Annotated in this window: 19 protein-coding genes and 1 pseudogene; 11 read left to right on the forward strand and 9 right to left on the reverse strand. The window is 67.1% G+C overall.

The genetic code is table 11. The features are described from left to right. The first annotated feature begins 151 nt into the window (after positions 1 to 151). A complete protein-coding gene (locus tag ACP7AU_RS07215; protein ID WP_426038040.1) occupies positions 152 to 1,015 on the forward strand; it encodes a lipid A-modifier LpxR family protein in 864 nt (287 codons plus the stop codon). A 7-nt stretch (positions 1,016 to 1,022) separates the two neighbouring features. Here the strand turns inward: ACP7AU_RS07215 and ACP7AU_RS07220 are convergent, their stop codons facing one another. The 3 genes from ACP7AU_RS07220 to ACP7AU_RS07230 all read right to left on the reverse strand — a co-directional run bounded on the left by ACP7AU_RS07220 (position 1,023) and on the right by ACP7AU_RS07230 (position 3,727). Continuing rightward, a complete protein-coding gene (locus ACP7AU_RS07220; protein WP_426038042.1) occupies positions 1,023 to 1,988 on the reverse strand; it encodes a magnesium transporter CorA family protein in 966 nt (321 codons plus the stop codon). 36 nt (positions 1,989 to 2,024) lie between these two features. Then, a complete protein-coding gene (locus tag ACP7AU_RS07225; protein WP_425992008.1) occupies positions 2,025 to 2,549 on the reverse strand; it encodes a CHAP domain-containing protein in 525 nt (174 codons plus the stop codon). A gap of 71 nt (positions 2,550 to 2,620) precedes the next feature. Next, positions 2,621 to 3,727 (reverse strand): acyltransferase family protein, encoded by a 1,107-nt coding sequence (locus tag ACP7AU_RS07230; protein ID WP_426038044.1) that lies wholly within the window; start codon positions 3,725 to 3,727, stop codon positions 2,621 to 2,623. Between the two features lie 61 nt (positions 3,728 to 3,788). On the opposite strand from ACP7AU_RS07230, the gene ACP7AU_RS07235 reads away from it, so the two are divergent. Next, positions 3,789 to 4,226, forward strand: coding sequence for a hypothetical protein (locus ACP7AU_RS07235; protein ID WP_426050985.1), 438 nt, complete (start codon positions 3,789 to 3,791; stop codon positions 4,224 to 4,226). Here ACP7AU_RS07235 and ACP7AU_RS07240 read toward each other — a convergent pair. The 3 genes from ACP7AU_RS07240 to ACP7AU_RS07250 are packed head-to-tail and all read right to left on the reverse strand — an operon-like array spanning position 4,223 to position 5,836. After that, positions 4,223 to 4,663 carry a COG3650 family protein gene (locus ACP7AU_RS07240; protein WP_426050986.1) on the reverse strand — a complete coding sequence of 147 codons (441 nt, stop codon included), beginning with the start codon at positions 4,661 to 4,663 and terminating at the stop codon, positions 4,223 to 4,225. The two genes, ACP7AU_RS07235 and ACP7AU_RS07240, sit on opposite strands and share 4 nt — an antisense overlap. A gap of 53 nt (positions 4,664 to 4,716) precedes the next feature. Beyond that, entirely contained in the window at positions 4,717 to 4,989 is a 273-nt protein-coding gene (locus ACP7AU_RS07245) for a hypothetical protein (protein WP_426050987.1), read from the reverse strand. A 19-nt stretch (positions 4,990 to 5,008) separates the two neighbouring features. Further along, positions 5,009 to 5,836, reverse strand: coding sequence for a phosphatase PAP2 family protein (locus tag ACP7AU_RS07250; protein WP_426038052.1), 828 nt, complete (start codon positions 5,834 to 5,836; stop codon positions 5,009 to 5,011). A 180-nt stretch (positions 5,837 to 6,016) separates the two neighbouring features. Here ACP7AU_RS07250 and mutM point away from each other — a divergent pair, with 180 nt between their 5' ends. From mutM to ACP7AU_RS07275, 5 genes are all read left to right on the forward strand, one after another. Further along, positions 6,017 to 6,880 carry a bifunctional DNA-formamidopyrimidine glycosylase/DNA-(apurinic or apyrimidinic site) lyase gene (mutM, locus tag ACP7AU_RS07255; protein ID WP_426050988.1) on the forward strand — a complete coding sequence of 288 codons (864 nt, stop codon included), beginning with the start codon at positions 6,017 to 6,019 and terminating at the stop codon, positions 6,878 to 6,880. Then, positions 6,880 to 7,425, forward strand: coding sequence for a DUF1697 domain-containing protein (locus ACP7AU_RS07260; protein WP_426050989.1), 546 nt, complete (start codon positions 6,880 to 6,882; stop codon positions 7,423 to 7,425). The genes mutM and ACP7AU_RS07260 overlap by 1 nt, the downstream gene beginning before the upstream one ends. Before the next feature lie 89 nt (positions 7,426 to 7,514). Further along, positions 7,515 to 8,003, forward strand: coding sequence for a hypothetical protein (locus tag ACP7AU_RS07265; RefSeq protein ID WP_426038058.1), 489 nt, complete (start codon positions 7,515 to 7,517; stop codon positions 8,001 to 8,003). Next, the gene (locus ACP7AU_RS07270) at positions 8,003 to 8,494 is read left to right on the forward strand and encodes a hypothetical protein (RefSeq protein ID WP_426050990.1); all 492 of its coding nucleotides are present in this window, start codon (positions 8,003 to 8,005) and stop codon (positions 8,492 to 8,494) included. Before ACP7AU_RS07265 ends, ACP7AU_RS07270 begins: the two co-directional genes overlap by 1 nt. A 59-nt stretch (positions 8,495 to 8,553) precedes the next feature. Next, positions 8,554 to 8,709, forward strand: coding sequence for a helix-turn-helix transcriptional regulator (locus ACP7AU_RS07275; RefSeq protein WP_426038471.1), 156 nt, complete (start codon positions 8,554 to 8,556; stop codon positions 8,707 to 8,709). Positions 8,710 to 8,832: 123 nt separating this feature from the next. Here ACP7AU_RS07275 and ACP7AU_RS07280 read toward each other — a convergent pair. After that, positions 8,833 to 9,375, reverse strand: a pseudogene (locus tag ACP7AU_RS07280) (DUF6624 domain-containing protein); the annotation flags it as partial. A 113-nt stretch (positions 9,376 to 9,488) separates the two neighbouring features. Between ACP7AU_RS07280 and ACP7AU_RS07285 the strand changes: the two are divergent. The 3 genes from ACP7AU_RS07285 (at position 9,489) to dnaA (ending at position 12,693) form a co-directional block, all read left to right on the forward strand. Further along, on the forward strand, positions 9,489 to 10,277 hold the full coding sequence (locus ACP7AU_RS07285) for an enoyl-CoA hydratase-related protein (RefSeq protein WP_426038062.1): 789 nt from the start codon (positions 9,489 to 9,491) through the stop codon (positions 10,275 to 10,277). 204 nt (positions 10,278 to 10,481) lie between these two features. Further along, positions 10,482 to 10,751, forward strand: a complete 270-nt coding sequence (gene rpsT, locus ACP7AU_RS07290; protein ID WP_426050991.1) for a 30S ribosomal protein S20 — start codon at positions 10,482 to 10,484, stop codon at positions 10,749 to 10,751. Positions 10,752 to 11,259: 508 nt separating this feature from the next. Further along, complete coding sequence (gene dnaA / locus ACP7AU_RS07295) at positions 11,260 to 12,693, forward strand: chromosomal replication initiator protein DnaA (RefSeq protein ID WP_426050992.1); 1,434 nt, start codon at positions 11,260 to 11,262, stop codon at positions 12,691 to 12,693. A gap of 257 nt (positions 12,694 to 12,950) precedes the next feature. Here the strand turns inward: dnaA and ACP7AU_RS07300 are convergent, their stop codons facing one another. Beyond that, the gene (locus tag ACP7AU_RS07300) at positions 12,951 to 13,655 is read right to left on the reverse strand and encodes a glutathione binding-like protein (protein WP_426050993.1); all 705 of its coding nucleotides are present in this window, start codon (positions 13,653 to 13,655) and stop codon (positions 12,951 to 12,953) included. 169 nt (positions 13,656 to 13,824) lie between these two features. On the opposite strand from ACP7AU_RS07300, the gene ACP7AU_RS07305 reads away from it, so the two are divergent. Beyond that, a complete protein-coding gene (locus tag ACP7AU_RS07305) occupies positions 13,825 to 14,001 on the forward strand; it encodes a YegP family protein (protein ID WP_303696728.1) in 177 nt (58 codons plus the stop codon). 3 nt (positions 14,002 to 14,004) lie between these two features. Here the strand turns inward: ACP7AU_RS07305 and rimM are convergent, their stop codons facing one another. Beyond that, a complete protein-coding gene (gene rimM / locus ACP7AU_RS07310; protein WP_426050994.1) occupies positions 14,005 to 14,535 on the reverse strand; it encodes a ribosome maturation factor RimM in 531 nt (176 codons plus the stop codon). Positions 14,536 to 14,666 lie beyond the last annotated feature (131 nt).

Consider the following 14,666-nt stretch of genomic DNA (forward strand, 5'->3'; position numbering starts at 1 on the left):
GGCCTTTAACCTCGATGACACCCCGGATGGGGAACCTGTGCAGCGAAAGTCACGTTCGGCGATCATGTCAGGAAGGTGTCGCAAGAACGCGGTTGGACCTGACGCGATTCCGGTGCAGGATAGGCTTTGTTAACGGACTGTGAGGGGACCGTTGATCCGTCTGGATAGCCTGTTTCTGAGCGTACTCGCATTGGCGGCCCTGGCCGTTCCGGCAAGTGCGCAGACGTGGGTGAACCAGAACTGGTCCGATGCCCAGCAGGAAACCTCCGCCAGCATCACCGCGCAGCTGAACAGCCAGGCCAGTTTCAATGTGGCTGCGGGGCGCGAATTCGGGCCCGCGCTGGAGTTCGCCACCGACTATGCGCCGGCCGAGGCGCGCAATCCGTTCGCGGCCACGACCACCCGCGACGTCTGGCGCGAGGCCGATGGCTTCACCGACCGGCTGAGGTTGCGGACGCGGGGCGAACTGCGCCGGGCCGACGGCTCGCCTGTGCCGCCGACGCCGCTCGACCAGGCGATGTTCGACGCCGACGGCTATGAGGTCAGCTACACGCGCGGCTGGACGACGGCGCGCGGCTATACAGCCTCCGGTCTCGAGGTGACCCTGACGCCGCACGTCGGCATCGGCGCGGGCGACCGGGGCGGCACGGCCGAGGCCGGCGCTACCCTGCGGATCGGCTCGACCGCGGACCGCATCCTGCCGGAAGGGGCCGAGGCCTTCGGTGAGCGGGCCCGCTGGTACATCTATGCCGCCGGATCCGGCACGGCCGTCGGCTATAATTTCGCGCGGACCCGGGACGGCGAGTACACCCGCTCCGGCTACAGCCGCGACAGCGGCACATTCCTGGGTGACGCCTCGATCGGGGTGGCCCTGCGCCGGGGCGACATGCAGGGCTCGTTCGGCCTCGTCTATCGCGAGATCGAGGCCGAGGGCATGCACGGCGGCCACGGCATCGACAACGATGTCTCCGAAGGCCTCGTCGCCTTCCAGTTGTCGATCAAGCCCGAGTGGTGAGGGCGGACTAGATCCAGCCCCTTCGCCGGAAATACAGCAGCGGCGCGGCCGCCGAGATCACCATCAGGCCCAGGGCCATCGGATAGCCCTCCATCCAGCGAAGCTCGGGCATATGCTCGAAATTCATGCCGTAGATGGCCCCGATCAAGGTCGGCGGCATCAGCACCGCGGTGAAGATCGAGAACATTTTGAAGATTGACGACTGCTCGATGTTGATCAGGCCGAGCGCGGCCGAGAGCTGGAAGTTGATGCCCGAGGCGACGGCCTGATTGTGCGCGATCAGGCTGGTGGCGTCACGGCTGAGCGAGCGCAGGTGCTCGCGCGGCTCGTCGGCGTGCTCGAACCAGTCGTCGACGGTGACGAAGGCGAAGACCCGGGCGAGACCGGCCAGGCTCTGTTCGATGCGGGCGCTGGCGATATGCGCCCGGCCGAGCTTGGTGATCAGGTGTTTGAAGCCGACTGTCTTGCCCTCGGAAAAGACGTGCACGCCGAAACCCTCGACCTTGGCGCCCAGGCCCGACAGCACGTCGGAGGCTCGGTCGATGATCGCCTCCATCAGGTTCAGGAACATATCGGCGCCTGTCTGGCACAGCGCCGGCTCACGCTCGAGCTTGTCGGTGAACATGGTGAAGGGGCGCGGGTCAAAATAGCGGATGGTGACCATCGGCCCCTTGGTCAGGACGAAGGTGACCGGGTCGATGCCGGGCAGGTCGTCGTCGCCGCGATGCAGGATGTCGGCGGTGACGTAGGTTGCGCCGCCCTCGCGATACAGCCGGCTGGAGGCCTCCAGTTCGCTCATCTCGGCGCGGGTGGGAATTGAGATGCCCAGGGCCCGCTCGACGGCGGCGTCTTCACCGTGACTGGGTTCGATCATGTCGATCCACAGGGTGTCGGGCGGCATTTCCCATCCGCCGATGACGTCGATTTCGACCGCCTCGCAGGCGGCGCAGCCCGATCGATAGAGGCGGATCATTCGGGGCGGGCTCGGGGTGTGGGGGTCAGGTCGGGGTCAGTTGGTCGCGGTGGTCGTGGCGTTCGCCGCGACCTGGCGGCCGGCGTCATAGGCGTCGCGGGCACCGTTGTAGATGAAACCATAGGTCGGATAGACGGTCGAACCGAGGTCGCGGATCGGATTGTACCAGACCTTGACCTGGGACCAGTCGTTCTGGCCCGAGACGTCGACGACGGTGACGTTTTCCTCGACGCGGCCGCGGCTGCCGCCCCAGTTTGCGTGGGTCACGCGGATCACGCGGTCGGTCAGGATGTCGGAGACGACGGCGACGTGGCCCCGGCTCATGCGGCCTTCGGGCCGGAACACCAGGACCGAGCCGGTCTCGGGCGCACGGCCGGTGCGGAAGCGGTCGACGGCCTGATTCCACCAGGTCCAGGCGTCGCCGAAGATGTTGATGCCTGAGAACATGCGGGCGAAGGTGACGCACTGCCAGTACGGATCGTCGGCCTTGGCGGGGGCGGGCGACAGGGCGAAGAACCCCAGGCACGCGGCAACCAGAGCGGCGGTGATCCGTTTTGTCATACTGAATTGTTTCTGCCTGTTACGCCCGCATTATCCCTAGACGATAGTTAGCGGAGGGTAAAAGCCCCTTTTCAGGCGAGTTGCGGACCGCCTGCGCGGGCCTTCGCGCGCTCGGCCCGCCGCTTTGCGACGTCGCGCAGCGCCCGTCGGGCAGGGAATTCGACCAGGTGGTAGGACACGGCCGCCACCAGCGGCAGGGTCAGGAACACAGCCAGCCACACGAAAAGTTGAAGCTTTTCGCCCCCGCCCGTGAGCTTCGACGCCGCGTTCACGGCCAGCAGTTTCCACGGCACGACGACCATATAGACCGAGTAGCTGATCTCTCCGAGATAGACGGCGGGCTTCGACGCCAGCCAACCGGCGCGGGCGTTGGGCAGCGAGGCGAGGGCCACGATCAATGCGCCGCACAGGGGCACGATCATAGCGTCCGGCGCCTGCAGCGAACCGGCCACGGCGATGGCCGCCGCGACGCCGGCGGCGATCCAGCCGGGACGCGGGAGGCGGATCTTGCGATGCATCAGATACAGGGCGCAGCCGAGGGCGAAACAGGGAACGATCCGCAGGGCGCCCCAAAGGATGGTGGCCTGGGTCAGGGGGAAGCCGGCCAGCATCTGGAAGACGAAGTAGAGCGCCACGAGGAAGGCCACTGCGCCGATCACCGCGGCGATCGGCCTCTCGCGCAGCCGCCAGGCGACGAAGGCGAAGGCGGGGAAACAGAGATAGGCGAACCATTCCGCCGAGATCGACCATGACGGATGGTTCCAGCCGGCCACGGGGGCGAAGCCCCAGGCGTGGACCATCAGGAGGTTGGCGGGCAGGGCCGCCCAACTAAGGATGTTGCCGTTGATGCTGAGGCCCGCAGCGACGGCGCCGAAGGCCAGTGCGCCGACCCCTATCAGGGTGGCGATATGCAGCGGATAGACCCGCGCGATCCGGGCCCACAGAAAGCTGCCATAGCTGAACCGCTTCTCGCCATGCGCCGCCAGATAGACGTGGCAAAGGATGAAGCCCGAGAGGACGAAGAACAGTTCGACCCCCAGATAGCCCTTGGCCACCAGGTTGGGCATGAAGCCGACGTCTAGGTCGGGCCAGAAGGCGAACAGGGCCACCCATATGGCGGCGCCGAAGCGCAGCGCGGTGAGAGGACGCAGATCCTGCGGCGTTTCCAGCTGGGTCATTCCTCCCCTATGCAGCTGACGCGGTTCCAGAACCGTTAAGTGAACGATGAAAGATGCAGACGTGACCGCACAGACCCTGACCTTCGATGATGTCGCCTGCGCCGCAGCAACTCAGGCGGGGCTGACCGAGGCGCAGGCCACCGCCGCCCTGACCGGGGCGCTGGGCTTGCTGGATCGCCATGCCAGGCGCGAGCCGCTGGCGGCGCTCTATGCCGCCGTCGACGGAGCGGAGACGGCGGCGCGCTCCAGGGCCGCCGATCGTCCGAAACGCGGCCTGTTCGGCGGGATCGTGGCCTCGGCTGGAGGGGTTTCGGGCGCGGCGGTGGCAGAGGCCATGGGCCTGCTGGATCGTCTCGGGAGCGAGGGCGTGGACAAGGCGGCGCTTAAACGGCTGCTACCCGCCGCGCGCGACCGGGTGCAGGCGGCGACCGGACGTGACCTGCTGGGCGAGGCGGTGCGCAGCGTCCCGGGCGTGGGGCCGTTGTTGGGCGACAGCTAGGGCGCCGGCTGGCTATCGAGGAAGGCGACGGAGGCGGCGCAACCGTTCAGCGTCTGTTCACCCAGTTCGACGCGCGCGGTCAGGGGATAGACCCGGTCGCTCATGCCGTCCGAACAGTCCGTGGCGATCAGGGTCACGACGAGGGTCGCGCCGTCCGCCCCGGCGGCTGCATAGACCGCCGTGGTGCCCTGAAGGGTTGGGCTGGGGTTGGTCACGCTGAAGCCCGGGTTGTCGACGGCGGAATAGGTCAGGGTCCCGGGGGTAATCTCTACGCCCCAGAAGGGCTCGGTGCCGATGGCGCGGAGCGGCTGGCCCAGATCGACGCCGCCGAGGACGGAGGGCGCGGCCGGCGGATGGGCCTCAGACCGGGGCGTTTCGCTCGGGCTGGAACAGGCCGCGAGAGCAAGCAGGGCGAGAGCGAGAAGGGGAAGGCGCATCGGATCGGCTCCGGGACAGGTTCGTGATGACCATGCAGGCGAACCCGTCCGGGTCAAGTTTCGTCGGTATCGGCGCAACCGGGATCCAGACTGTTGTCGACCTGATCGTCCCACCCTTCGCGGTTCGACTTGAAGGCCAAGGCCATCAATCCCCAGGTCAGGCCGACCGTCCCCGCGACCCCAAGCCCCATGGCGATCCAGCCGTGCAGCGGCAGGTCGCCCCCGCCTATGGCGACCCAGAACAGGCCCAGCCCCCAGGTCGCGACGGCCGAGAGGACGAGGGCGATCAGGGCGTAGATGCAGAAACGCTGAACATGGCTGGGCATGGCCAAGTCATAGCACGTCTCAGGCCGCTACGCTGCTCCGGCGGCGGGCGCGGCGCATCTGTCGCGCAGCCCGGGGGCAGGCGAGCGCGAGCCGGTGCAGGACGGCGACGACCAGGCCCGTGAGCGCCCACGACAGGAGGATGTCCGACAGGAAATGCCCGCCGAAGGCGATCCGATTGAGCGACAGCGCGGCGGCATAGGTCATGACGGCGGGCAGGGCCCAGCGACGCCACGGCGCCGGGACCATCAGGACGACGACCGCCACCATCCAGGCGGCGGACGAGGCCTCGCCCGAGACGAAGGAGCAGTTGGACAGGCAGTTGTCTGAGATCTGCCAGGCGCGGGTGAAGTGGGTGTCGCCGCCGAAGGCCTCGATCTGGATCGGCCTGGCGCGGCCCCACATCGATTTCAGAACGCCGTTGACCAGGAATCCCGAGGCGATGACCAGACTGACCAGCAGAACGGTCGCCCGACGACCCCAGCCCTCGAGACGGCGGGGATTGCGGCGCAGCGCCAGGACGATCTCGCCGGCCAGGCCCAGAAGCATCAGGCCGAGCACCCAGGTCGAGGACCTGCGCAGCCCCTTCAGGACCGGATTGTCGGCCAGGGCGAAGCCCGCGTCCGGGCTGTAGAACAGGGCGCTGACCGCCATATCGACGCCCGGCAGAAGGACGAAATACAGCGACAGGGCGATGAGCGTCACGAAGGCCAGGGTCACGGGCTCGTCGGCGCGCAGGCCCGACGCCAGCGAAAGCTGCAATCGCGTCGCGGCCCGCCGAAGGGCGTGGATATTGAACAGCCGGCGCGCCCGCCGACCCCGTTCGCCGATGGCTGTGACCTCCGTCATCGATCCCCCAATCGAGTCGTGAGACAGCCATGGCTGTCTCCTGCGGCGGGCGCGTCACGGAAACATGGGGGTTAGGCGGAGTTTCCGTGTCGGACGCGTGTAGAGACGTCCGTGGCCGTATCGCTTATGGCGTCGCCGACCCGACTTCACCCTGGCGCGGGGACCGGCTAGACGGATGACATGCCTGAACTTCCCGAGGTCGAGACGGTCCGACGCGGCCTGGAGCCGGTGCTCGTCGGGGCGCGGCTGACGCGGCTGCGGCAGAACCGCCCGGATCTGCGCTTTCCCTTCCCTGACCGGTTCGTCGAGCGTCTGGAGGGGGGGAGCGTCGAGCGGATCGACCGGCGGGCCAAATATTTGCTGGCCGCGCTATCGACCGGGGAGACCTGGGTGACCCACCTCGGCATGACCGGCCGGTTCACTGTCGACGGTGAACAGCTGGGCGAGTTCGAGGAGCCCGCGCCGATCGCCGGCAAGCATGAGCATATGAGCTTCTGCGCCCTGAAGGATGGCCGCGCCACGCGGGTGGGGTTCGCCGATGCCCGCCGGTTCGGCTTCATGGGTCTGATCCCGACCGACCAGGTCGAGACCCACCCGTGGTTCGTCGGCATGGGGCCGGAACCGCTCGGCAACGGCTTCTCGGCCGCCCATCTGGTCGAGGTCTTCGACGGCAAGAAGCAGAACATCAAGATGTCGCTGCTGGACCAGCGCAACGTCGCCGGCCTGGGCAACATCTATGTCTGCGAGGCGCTGTACCGGGCCCGCATCTCGCCCCTGATCGCGGCCGGAAAGGTGTCGAAGGCGCGGTTGCAGACCCTGGCCGCGGTCATCCGCGACGTGCTCAACGACGCTATCGCGGCCGGCGGCTCGACGCTGAAGGACTTCGCCAACGCCGATGGCGGCCAGGGCTATTTCCAGCACCGGTTCGACGTCTACGGCCGCGAGGGCAAGCCCTGTCTCGGCGAGGGCTGCACCGGCGTGGTCAAACGTGTCGTCCAGGGCGGTCGGTCGACCTTCTACTGCCCCTCCTGCCAGAGGCGCTGATGACCCACCGGATCATCCTGTTCCGGGGCATGAACACCGGCGGCGTCCGCGCCCCCGTCGGCGAGCAGCGGGTCATGGCCGAGGCGATGGGGCTGAAGAATCCGCGCACCCTTCTGGCCAGCGGCAATCTGGTGGTCGAGAGCGATCGCGATCCGGCCGCGCTTGAGACGGATATCGAGCTCGAGATGAAGCGCCGCTTCGGGATCAAGGTCGCCGCCATGGTCCGCACGTCGGAGCAGTGGGCCGAACTCATCGCCGTCAACCCCTTCGCCCGGGAGGCCGCCGACCAGCCGGCGAAGGTTCTGGCCATGGTCATGAAGGACGGCATCAAGGCCGGGGCGCTTGAGGCGTGTCGCGCGTTGGCCGAAGGCGGCGAGGCTGTCGAGGGCCGGACCGGGCCGGGCGGCGACGTTCTCTATTTCTGGTTCCCGAACGGTCAGGGCGAAAGCGGCATCTTCAAGAAGGCCACGCCGCGCATGCTGGGGATGGGCACCGGCCGGAACTGGAACACGGTGCTGAAGTTGGGAGAGATGGTGGATGTCTGATCGTTTGGACGTGATGTAAAAAATAATGGACACAATGTCCGCGTTGTGCGACATCGAGCCCCGCCGCCTGCTGCGGCTGGGGGCCTGTCATGTCGTTTCGCGAAAAGCATCTCTGGATCAGCATCGTCGCCACCGTCGGCGTATGGGGCTTTTACGGCTGGCGGCTGATGCAGGCGATCGCCGGGGGCGGGCTGACCGATCCGGGTTTCGCCTTCGCGACGGGCGGGCTGTTCATCGGTTGTCTGGTCGTTGTGGTCCTTCTGGAGGTGGGGCTCACCTTCCTCGCGACGGCGACCACCCGGCGCGCCGAGCGCGAGGCGCGGGACGAGCGGGAACTGGTCGCCTCGCTGAAGGCCAGCCACGTCTCCCTTATGGCCCTGATCGCCATCGTCTTCAGCCTGGCCATCGCGGCCTATCTGCTGGGCTTTGCGAACGCCGCCTCGTCGGGAGCCGCCGCCCTGCCGATGACTCCGACCAACGCTCTCATTTTCGCGGCCAACATCCTGATGGGCGCGGTGATCGTGTCGGAGCTGATCCGCTATGTCTTCAACATCGCCCTGCTGCAGGGGTTGCGCTGATGTCGTATCGTGAGCGGATGTGCTGGATCAGCCTCGCGGCGACGATCATCGCTTGGTCGCTGTTCATCCGCTGGGCCGTCGCCCAGTCCCTGACCTCGCCCAGTCTGGCGGATCGGATCGGGCCTGTCGGCGGGATCGCCCTTTTCATTGTCGTGGTGTTGACGGGAGTCCCAGGAATCGTGGGCCTTTTCCACCGCAGAGCCCATCTCGGCGACGAGCGCGAGCGGCTGGCCCGGCTGACCGCCGAAAGCTGGTCGCGGAAAGTGCTGGTTGTGGTCCTGATCATCTGGGTCGGGCTTCTGGTGGATCGGGGCGGCTCGGTCGCGCGTCTGTTCGATAGCCAGAAGGTGGGAACGTGGTCGTGGCTGCCCGCCTACGTCTGGGTCCCGAACCTGATCGTCAACGCGGGTATCGGCATCGCCTTCGCTTTGATCGGCGCCGAGATCGTTCGTCTGGGCTCAGAGGTCTTTCTGCTCAGGCGTGGCCGGTGAGCAAGGGCCCCCCGCCGATCCGGAACCGTATCCGCGAGCTTCGCTTTCACGCCGGCGAGATGACCCAGGCCGATCTGGCGGCGCGGATCGGCATGACCCGCCAGACTATCGTCGCCATGGAACAGGGCAAATACTCGCCCAGCCTTGAGGCCGCCTTCCGCATCGCCGCCGTCTTCGGCGTGCCGATCACCGAGGTGTTCCAGTGGGAGGGGTGACCAACCTTCAGTGCGTGCCGCAGGCCCCGAAGTTGGCGAGGAGCCGGCGTAGTCGGGCCAGCGGAATCCCATCGGCGCACGGCGAGCCTCGAGCTGGTCGGGGTCCTCGGTGGGGAAGGGACGCATGAAGCCGTCCACGCACTGCATCTGGGTGCCATAGCGCTGGAGTCTGCCCTCGGCGACGGCGATCCGGTCGTACATCAGGGCGTATTCGGATTTCAGCGCGTCGCCTCGCCCGGCCATGTGCTCGATCACGGGAAGAAAGCGCTTCTGCAAGTCCATGTTGGAGTGCTGGATGATGAGGAAGGCGCCGGTCGCCGCCTCCTGGCCGTAAACCTTGCTGGAGAACCAGCCCTCGGCCGGGATCATGGCGAGAAGGGCCTCGACATTCTCCGCGTTCAGCCGGTTGATCTCGGCGTCGATCACGGCGCGCGCCTCTCTCTGCTCCGGCTCGGACAGGCCCGACAGGTCGACGCCCGTCATCATCGGCCGCTGGTCCAAGGCGCGCAACGCCTCCAGCCGCGCCGTGACCGGCGCCTCGCCGTCCAGCGCCGCCAGGCCCGCCCGCGCCTCGGCCACTGCCGAATTGAACGGCGCCAGCCGGGCCTGCGCCGCAGGGCTGAGATCGGCCAGCATCAGGGCGGCGGTCAGGAACCAGATCAGCATGGCGTTCTCCCCGAGGTTGTCGCCACCCTAACCGGCGCTCGCGTTCTGGCAATGCGGGTTTCGTCGCAGGGGCGGGGCCGGTATGCAGGCGGGAGACGAACCGGAGACCGACCATGGCCGATACCTATTCCACCCTTCTGATCGAGCGGCACGCCGACGGATACGCCGTGGTGACCCTGAACCGGCCCGACGCCCTGAACGCCCTCAACTCGGCCCTGTTCAAGGATCTGTCGGCCTTCCTCGACGCGGTCGAGCATGATGACAGCGTCCGCTGCCTCATCCTGACCGGCTCGGGCGACAAGGCCTTCGCGGCCGGCGCCGACATCAAGGAGATGGCGGACCAGTCCTATGCCGACATGTACAAGGCCAACTATTTCGCCCTCGGCCACGACCGGATCACCCGCTTCAGAAAGCCGATCATCGCCGCGGTCAACGGCTTCGCCCTCGGCGGCGGCTGCGAGCTGGCCATGCTGTGCGACTTCATCGTCGCCAGCGACAAGGCGAAGTTCGGCCAGCCCGAGATCAACTTGGGCGTCGCCCCCGGCATCGGCGGCTCCCAGCGCCTGACCCGCCTGGTCGGCAAGGCCAAGGCCATGGACATGGTCTTGACCGCCCGGATGATGGACGCCGCCGAGGCCGAGCGCGCCGGTCTGGCGTCGCGCGTCGTCCCGCACGAGACCCTGCTGGATGAGGTTCGCAAGATCGCCGCGAAGATCGCCGCCCAGAGCCCGCTCGCGGTCATGGCCAACAAGGAGATGGTCAACGCCGCCCTGGAGACGACACTGACACAGGGCGTCCAGTTCGAACGCCGCCTGTTCCACTCCCTGTTCGCCTTCGAGGATCAGAAGGAAGGGATGGCGGCCTTCGTCGAGAAGCGGAAGCCGGTGTTCACGGGCAGGTAGGTGGCTGATGGGCAGTGGCTGGTGGCTGAATGGCCGGATTGATCACGGCTGCCGGACTTCAATCACCAGCCACCCATCACCAATCGCCTACCCCACCCAGACTCGCGTTGACCCTCACGCCCCCTTCCGCTATAGCCGCCCGCTCTTGAAGATTTTCTGCGCCGTGGACGGGTGTCTGCGGCGTTTCCGTTGATAGGTTTGACGATGGCCAACAATCCCGGCGCCAAGAAAGCGATCCGCAAGATCGCCGCGCGTACCGAAGTGAACAAGTCGCGCCGCACGCGTGTCCGCACCTTCCTGCGCAAGTTCCAGGAAGCCGTGATCGGGGGCGACGCCGCCGCCGCCAACTGCGCCTTCGTCGAGGCCCAGTCCGAGCTGATGCGCGCCGTCACCAAGGGTGTGGTTCACAAGAACACGGGCTCGCGCAAGGTCTCGCGCCTGCATGCCCAACTGAAGAAAATGTCGGCGGCTTAAACCACTAGGTACGTCTACGTACACAGGCGTCTTCAGCGGGTGATCACGCCGCTGTCATGCGAAAATCCAGCGATTTCAACGGCGAGTAAGCATCAGCTTACTCGCCGTTTCGCCGTGTGCGGATAAGTCTTCACAGCGGAACTCCGCTCGCCGAACAGGCGAAATCAAGATTTTCCTAGGCGTGATTTGGCTTTAGCGGAGTCAAACAATTTAACTGCGAATCGGCTCGCGAATCAGCGTTGACCCACGCCGCGCCGAGCGTAAGTTTTGGGCTCTAACGCACTTCCATCCCCACACGGATGAAGACGGGGCGGGGGCGAGCCCCTGCGCCAGCGGGAGACGTCTGTCCGCGAGGTCGCACCCACCCTTGAAGCTCACACTTCAAGGGACAGGAGAATGCGTCCCTGGATCGACCGACCCGGCTTGGGGTCCGGAACCGCACGGTCCGGGATGGTATGACTTTTTCAGGGCGGGTGATCGGACGATGGGGGGCTTGGCGTTGGCGAACATGACGGACCCGGACCGGATCTGGAACGAGGCCTCGTTGAGGCTCCGGGCCGAAATTGGCGACGGACCGTTCAGCTCCTATATCGCGCCTTCGGCAGTGCGGATTGACGGGGGCGGTCAGCTGATCCTGGTGACTCCGACCGGCTATGCCCGTGACTGGGTGCGCAAGAATGCGCTGCGCCGTCTGAACGAGCTGTGGCTGGGCCTCGACGGCCTGTCGCGCCGCCTGGAGGTGCGTTGCCGCGCCGAGGTGACCTCCGCCCCTCCAGCCTCGTCCGTGGCCTCCGCCGTGGCCATCCAGCCCCTTTCGGGAGCCCCCCTCTCGGCGGCCCATGAGCAGACACCGATGGCGCCGACGGTCGGCCCCGTGACCGACGGCGCCCGTGCCGTGCGCGCCGCTGGCCTTCAGGAGCGGCTGACCTTCGATAGCTTCGTGGAGGGCCAGGGCAACGCCTTTGCCCTGGCCATCGCGCGCCAGACGGCGTCCTGGGCCGACGGCCACTTCAACCCGATCTTCTTCTGCGGCCCCTATGGCTACGGCAAGACCCACCTGCTGAACGCCATCGCCTGGGAGGCGCAGCGTCTGCGCCCGGACGCAAAGGTGGTCTATCTGACTGCCGAACGCTTCCTGTCGACCTTCGTTAAGGCGATGCAGGACCGCTCGACCGCCGCCTTCAAGGAAAGCCTGCGCTCGGCCGACATGCTGCTGCTGGATGACGTCCAGTTCGTGGGCGGCAAGGCCTCGACGCAAGAGGAACTGCTGTCGACGCTGACGGCCCTGATCGAGGACGGCAAGCGGATCGTCCTCTCAGCCGATCGCCCGCCGATGGCCCTGACCGAGGTCGAGCCGCGCCTGCGCAGCCACCTGGCCGCCGGCCTGACCTGCCCGGTGGAGCCCGCCGACCGCGCCCTCAAGATCGCCGTGGCCGAGAACCGCCTCGCCGCCTTCGCCCGCATGGGCGTGGTGTCCGGCGAGGCCTCGCGCGAGGTGCTGGAACAGGTCGTCGACCGGACCCCGGGTTCGGTGCGCGAGCTCGAAGGCGCCGTGAACACCTTGGCCGCCGCGGCCGGATCGCGGCTGTCGTCCCTGGGCGTGGAAGAGACCCTGACCCTGCTGGGATCGGCCTTGCGGGGCGGGCCCGAGCGCCGGATCACCGTGGACGAGATCCAGAAGACGGTGGCCGAGCATTTCAACATGAAACAGGCGGACCTGCTGTCGGAACGCCGCACGCGCGCCGTGGCCCGTCCGCGCCAGATCGCCATGTGGCTGTGCAAGCAGCACACGACCCGCTCCTATCCCGACATCGGCCGTCGCTTCGGCGGACGCGACCACACCACGGTCCTGCACGGCGTGCGCAAGATCGAGGAGCTGATGCCGCTGGACGAGCAGATCGCCCGCGATGTCGAGGCCCTGACGCGGAAGCTGCGGGGTTAGGCGACCGTTTGGCGGTCTTGGCGGATCCAGCCGTCGAGATGGCGGTGTCGGCGGTTCACGTCCCGGAAAATTTGCGGTTCACGGGCGCCCCGGATGGGCGGTCCGGAAAGCGTCTTTAACCTCCGGCGAGACGTCCTCGTAGACCTCGCCCGGGACAAAGGTCGCCGTCGGTCGGCGGCGGCGGCCGTCATGATGGAAGCGGCGGATGGCGCCGGTGGACATGTCCCTTCAACGCTCATCCGCCGCCGGTTCGATGATCAGGGACGGGCGGGGATGTTCAGGCCGCGCGCCACGGCCGGACGGGCCTCGCACCGGGCGACCCACGCCTGGACGGCCGTCAGCGACGACCAGTCGACCAGATCGCCGGCCTCGTAGAAGCCTGGCACCGCCCGGACCCAGCCGATCAGGGCGATGTCCGCGATGGTGAACCCGGCCCCCATGATAAAGTCGCGACCCTTCAGTCGTTCCTCGAGCACGCCCAGCAAACGCTTCGCCTCGGTCACGAACCGGTCGCGCGGTCGCTTGTCCTCATAGGCCGCGCCCGCGAATTTGTGGAAGAAACCCATCTGCCCGATCATCGGGCCCACGGCGCCCACCTGCCAGAAGACCCATTGCAGGGTTTCGTAGCGGGCGGCGGGATCGGTCGGGATCAGCTTGCCGGTCTTGTCGGCCAGATAGATCAGGATGGCGCCCGATTCCCAGAGGCCCATCGGCTGTCCGCCCGGGCCGTCGGGATCGAGGATGGCCGGGATCTTGCCGTTCGGGTTCAGCGACAGATAGTCGGGCGTCCAGGTCTCATTCTTCATGATGTCCACCAGGTGGACCTCGTAGGGGAGACCAATCTCCTCCAGCATGATCGAGGCCTTCACCCCGTTGGGCGTCGGCAGGGAATAGAGCTGCAGCCGGTCGGGGTGGGCGGCCGGAAACTGGCGCGTGATCGGGAAGGCGGAGAGATCGGTCATTGGCTGCCGTGACGGTTGCTGATGACGCCCATGTCGGGTGACGGTCCGTGCGCCGCAAGGGGCGCCGAGGCGCCGCCTCACACATCCGCGCATGCCGTCAGACTCTGTCGGGTTGCCGCGCGCCGGGAAGCGAGGCCTTATCCGGACCTCACCAACCAGGAGGCGCCCGATGGCCCACAAGTTCGAAGTCTACAAGGACAAGGCCGGCGAGTTCCGCGTCCGGTTCAAATACAACTCGGAGATCATCTTCTCGACCGAGGGATACTCGGACAAGTCGGGCGCCAGGCGCGCGATCGAGTCGATCAAGAAATACGTCGGCGACGCGGAAACCGTCGAGATCGAATAGGGCCTAGTCCGGCTCGCGCTCGCCGGTCTCCTGCGGGGGAACGGCGATCAGCCAGCCCTCGGCCAGATGCAGGTCCGGCACGGCCGCTTTCGTGAACGGCAGGTACCAGGTCTGGCCGCCCGCGACCGGCGTGATCTCCAGCATGTCGTCCGCGCCGAAATTCTGCACCGCCTTGACCATGCCCAGGACCACGCCGTCCACGTCGCGGGCCTCCACGCCGATCAGGTCGGCGAGGTAGAATTCGTCCTCCTCGGGCGCCGGGAAGGCGTCGCGGGGGACATAGAGTTTCAGGTTGCGAAGGGCGTCGGCCTCTTCCTTGGTGGCGATCTCTTTCGCCCGCCCGACGACGCCGTCCTTCGTCGCCCGTGTCTGGGTCAGGGTCAGGCCGTGCGAGCCGTCGGCGCGCAGCAGGGGGCCGTAGTCGGTCAGCGCCAGCGGATCCGCGGTATAGGCCGTGATCCGCACCTCGCCCTTGACCCCGAACCCGCCGGCGACATGGCCGACGAGGATGAGTTTGGGTTTGGTGTTGGGCATAAGAGAAATCCGCTCATCCCCGCGAAAGCGGGGACCCAGTTCTTTTGTGAATCACCGGCCTGGATCGACGGTGCCGCCAAGCAGGCGGCGCCGATCGCCCAAATCGCTGGGTCCCCGCCTCCGCGGGGATG

This window comes from Brevundimonas sp. SL161 (assembly GCF_049896985.1).
In the GTDB taxonomy this organism is placed as follows: domain Bacteria; phylum Pseudomonadota; class Alphaproteobacteria; order Caulobacterales; family Caulobacteraceae; genus Brevundimonas.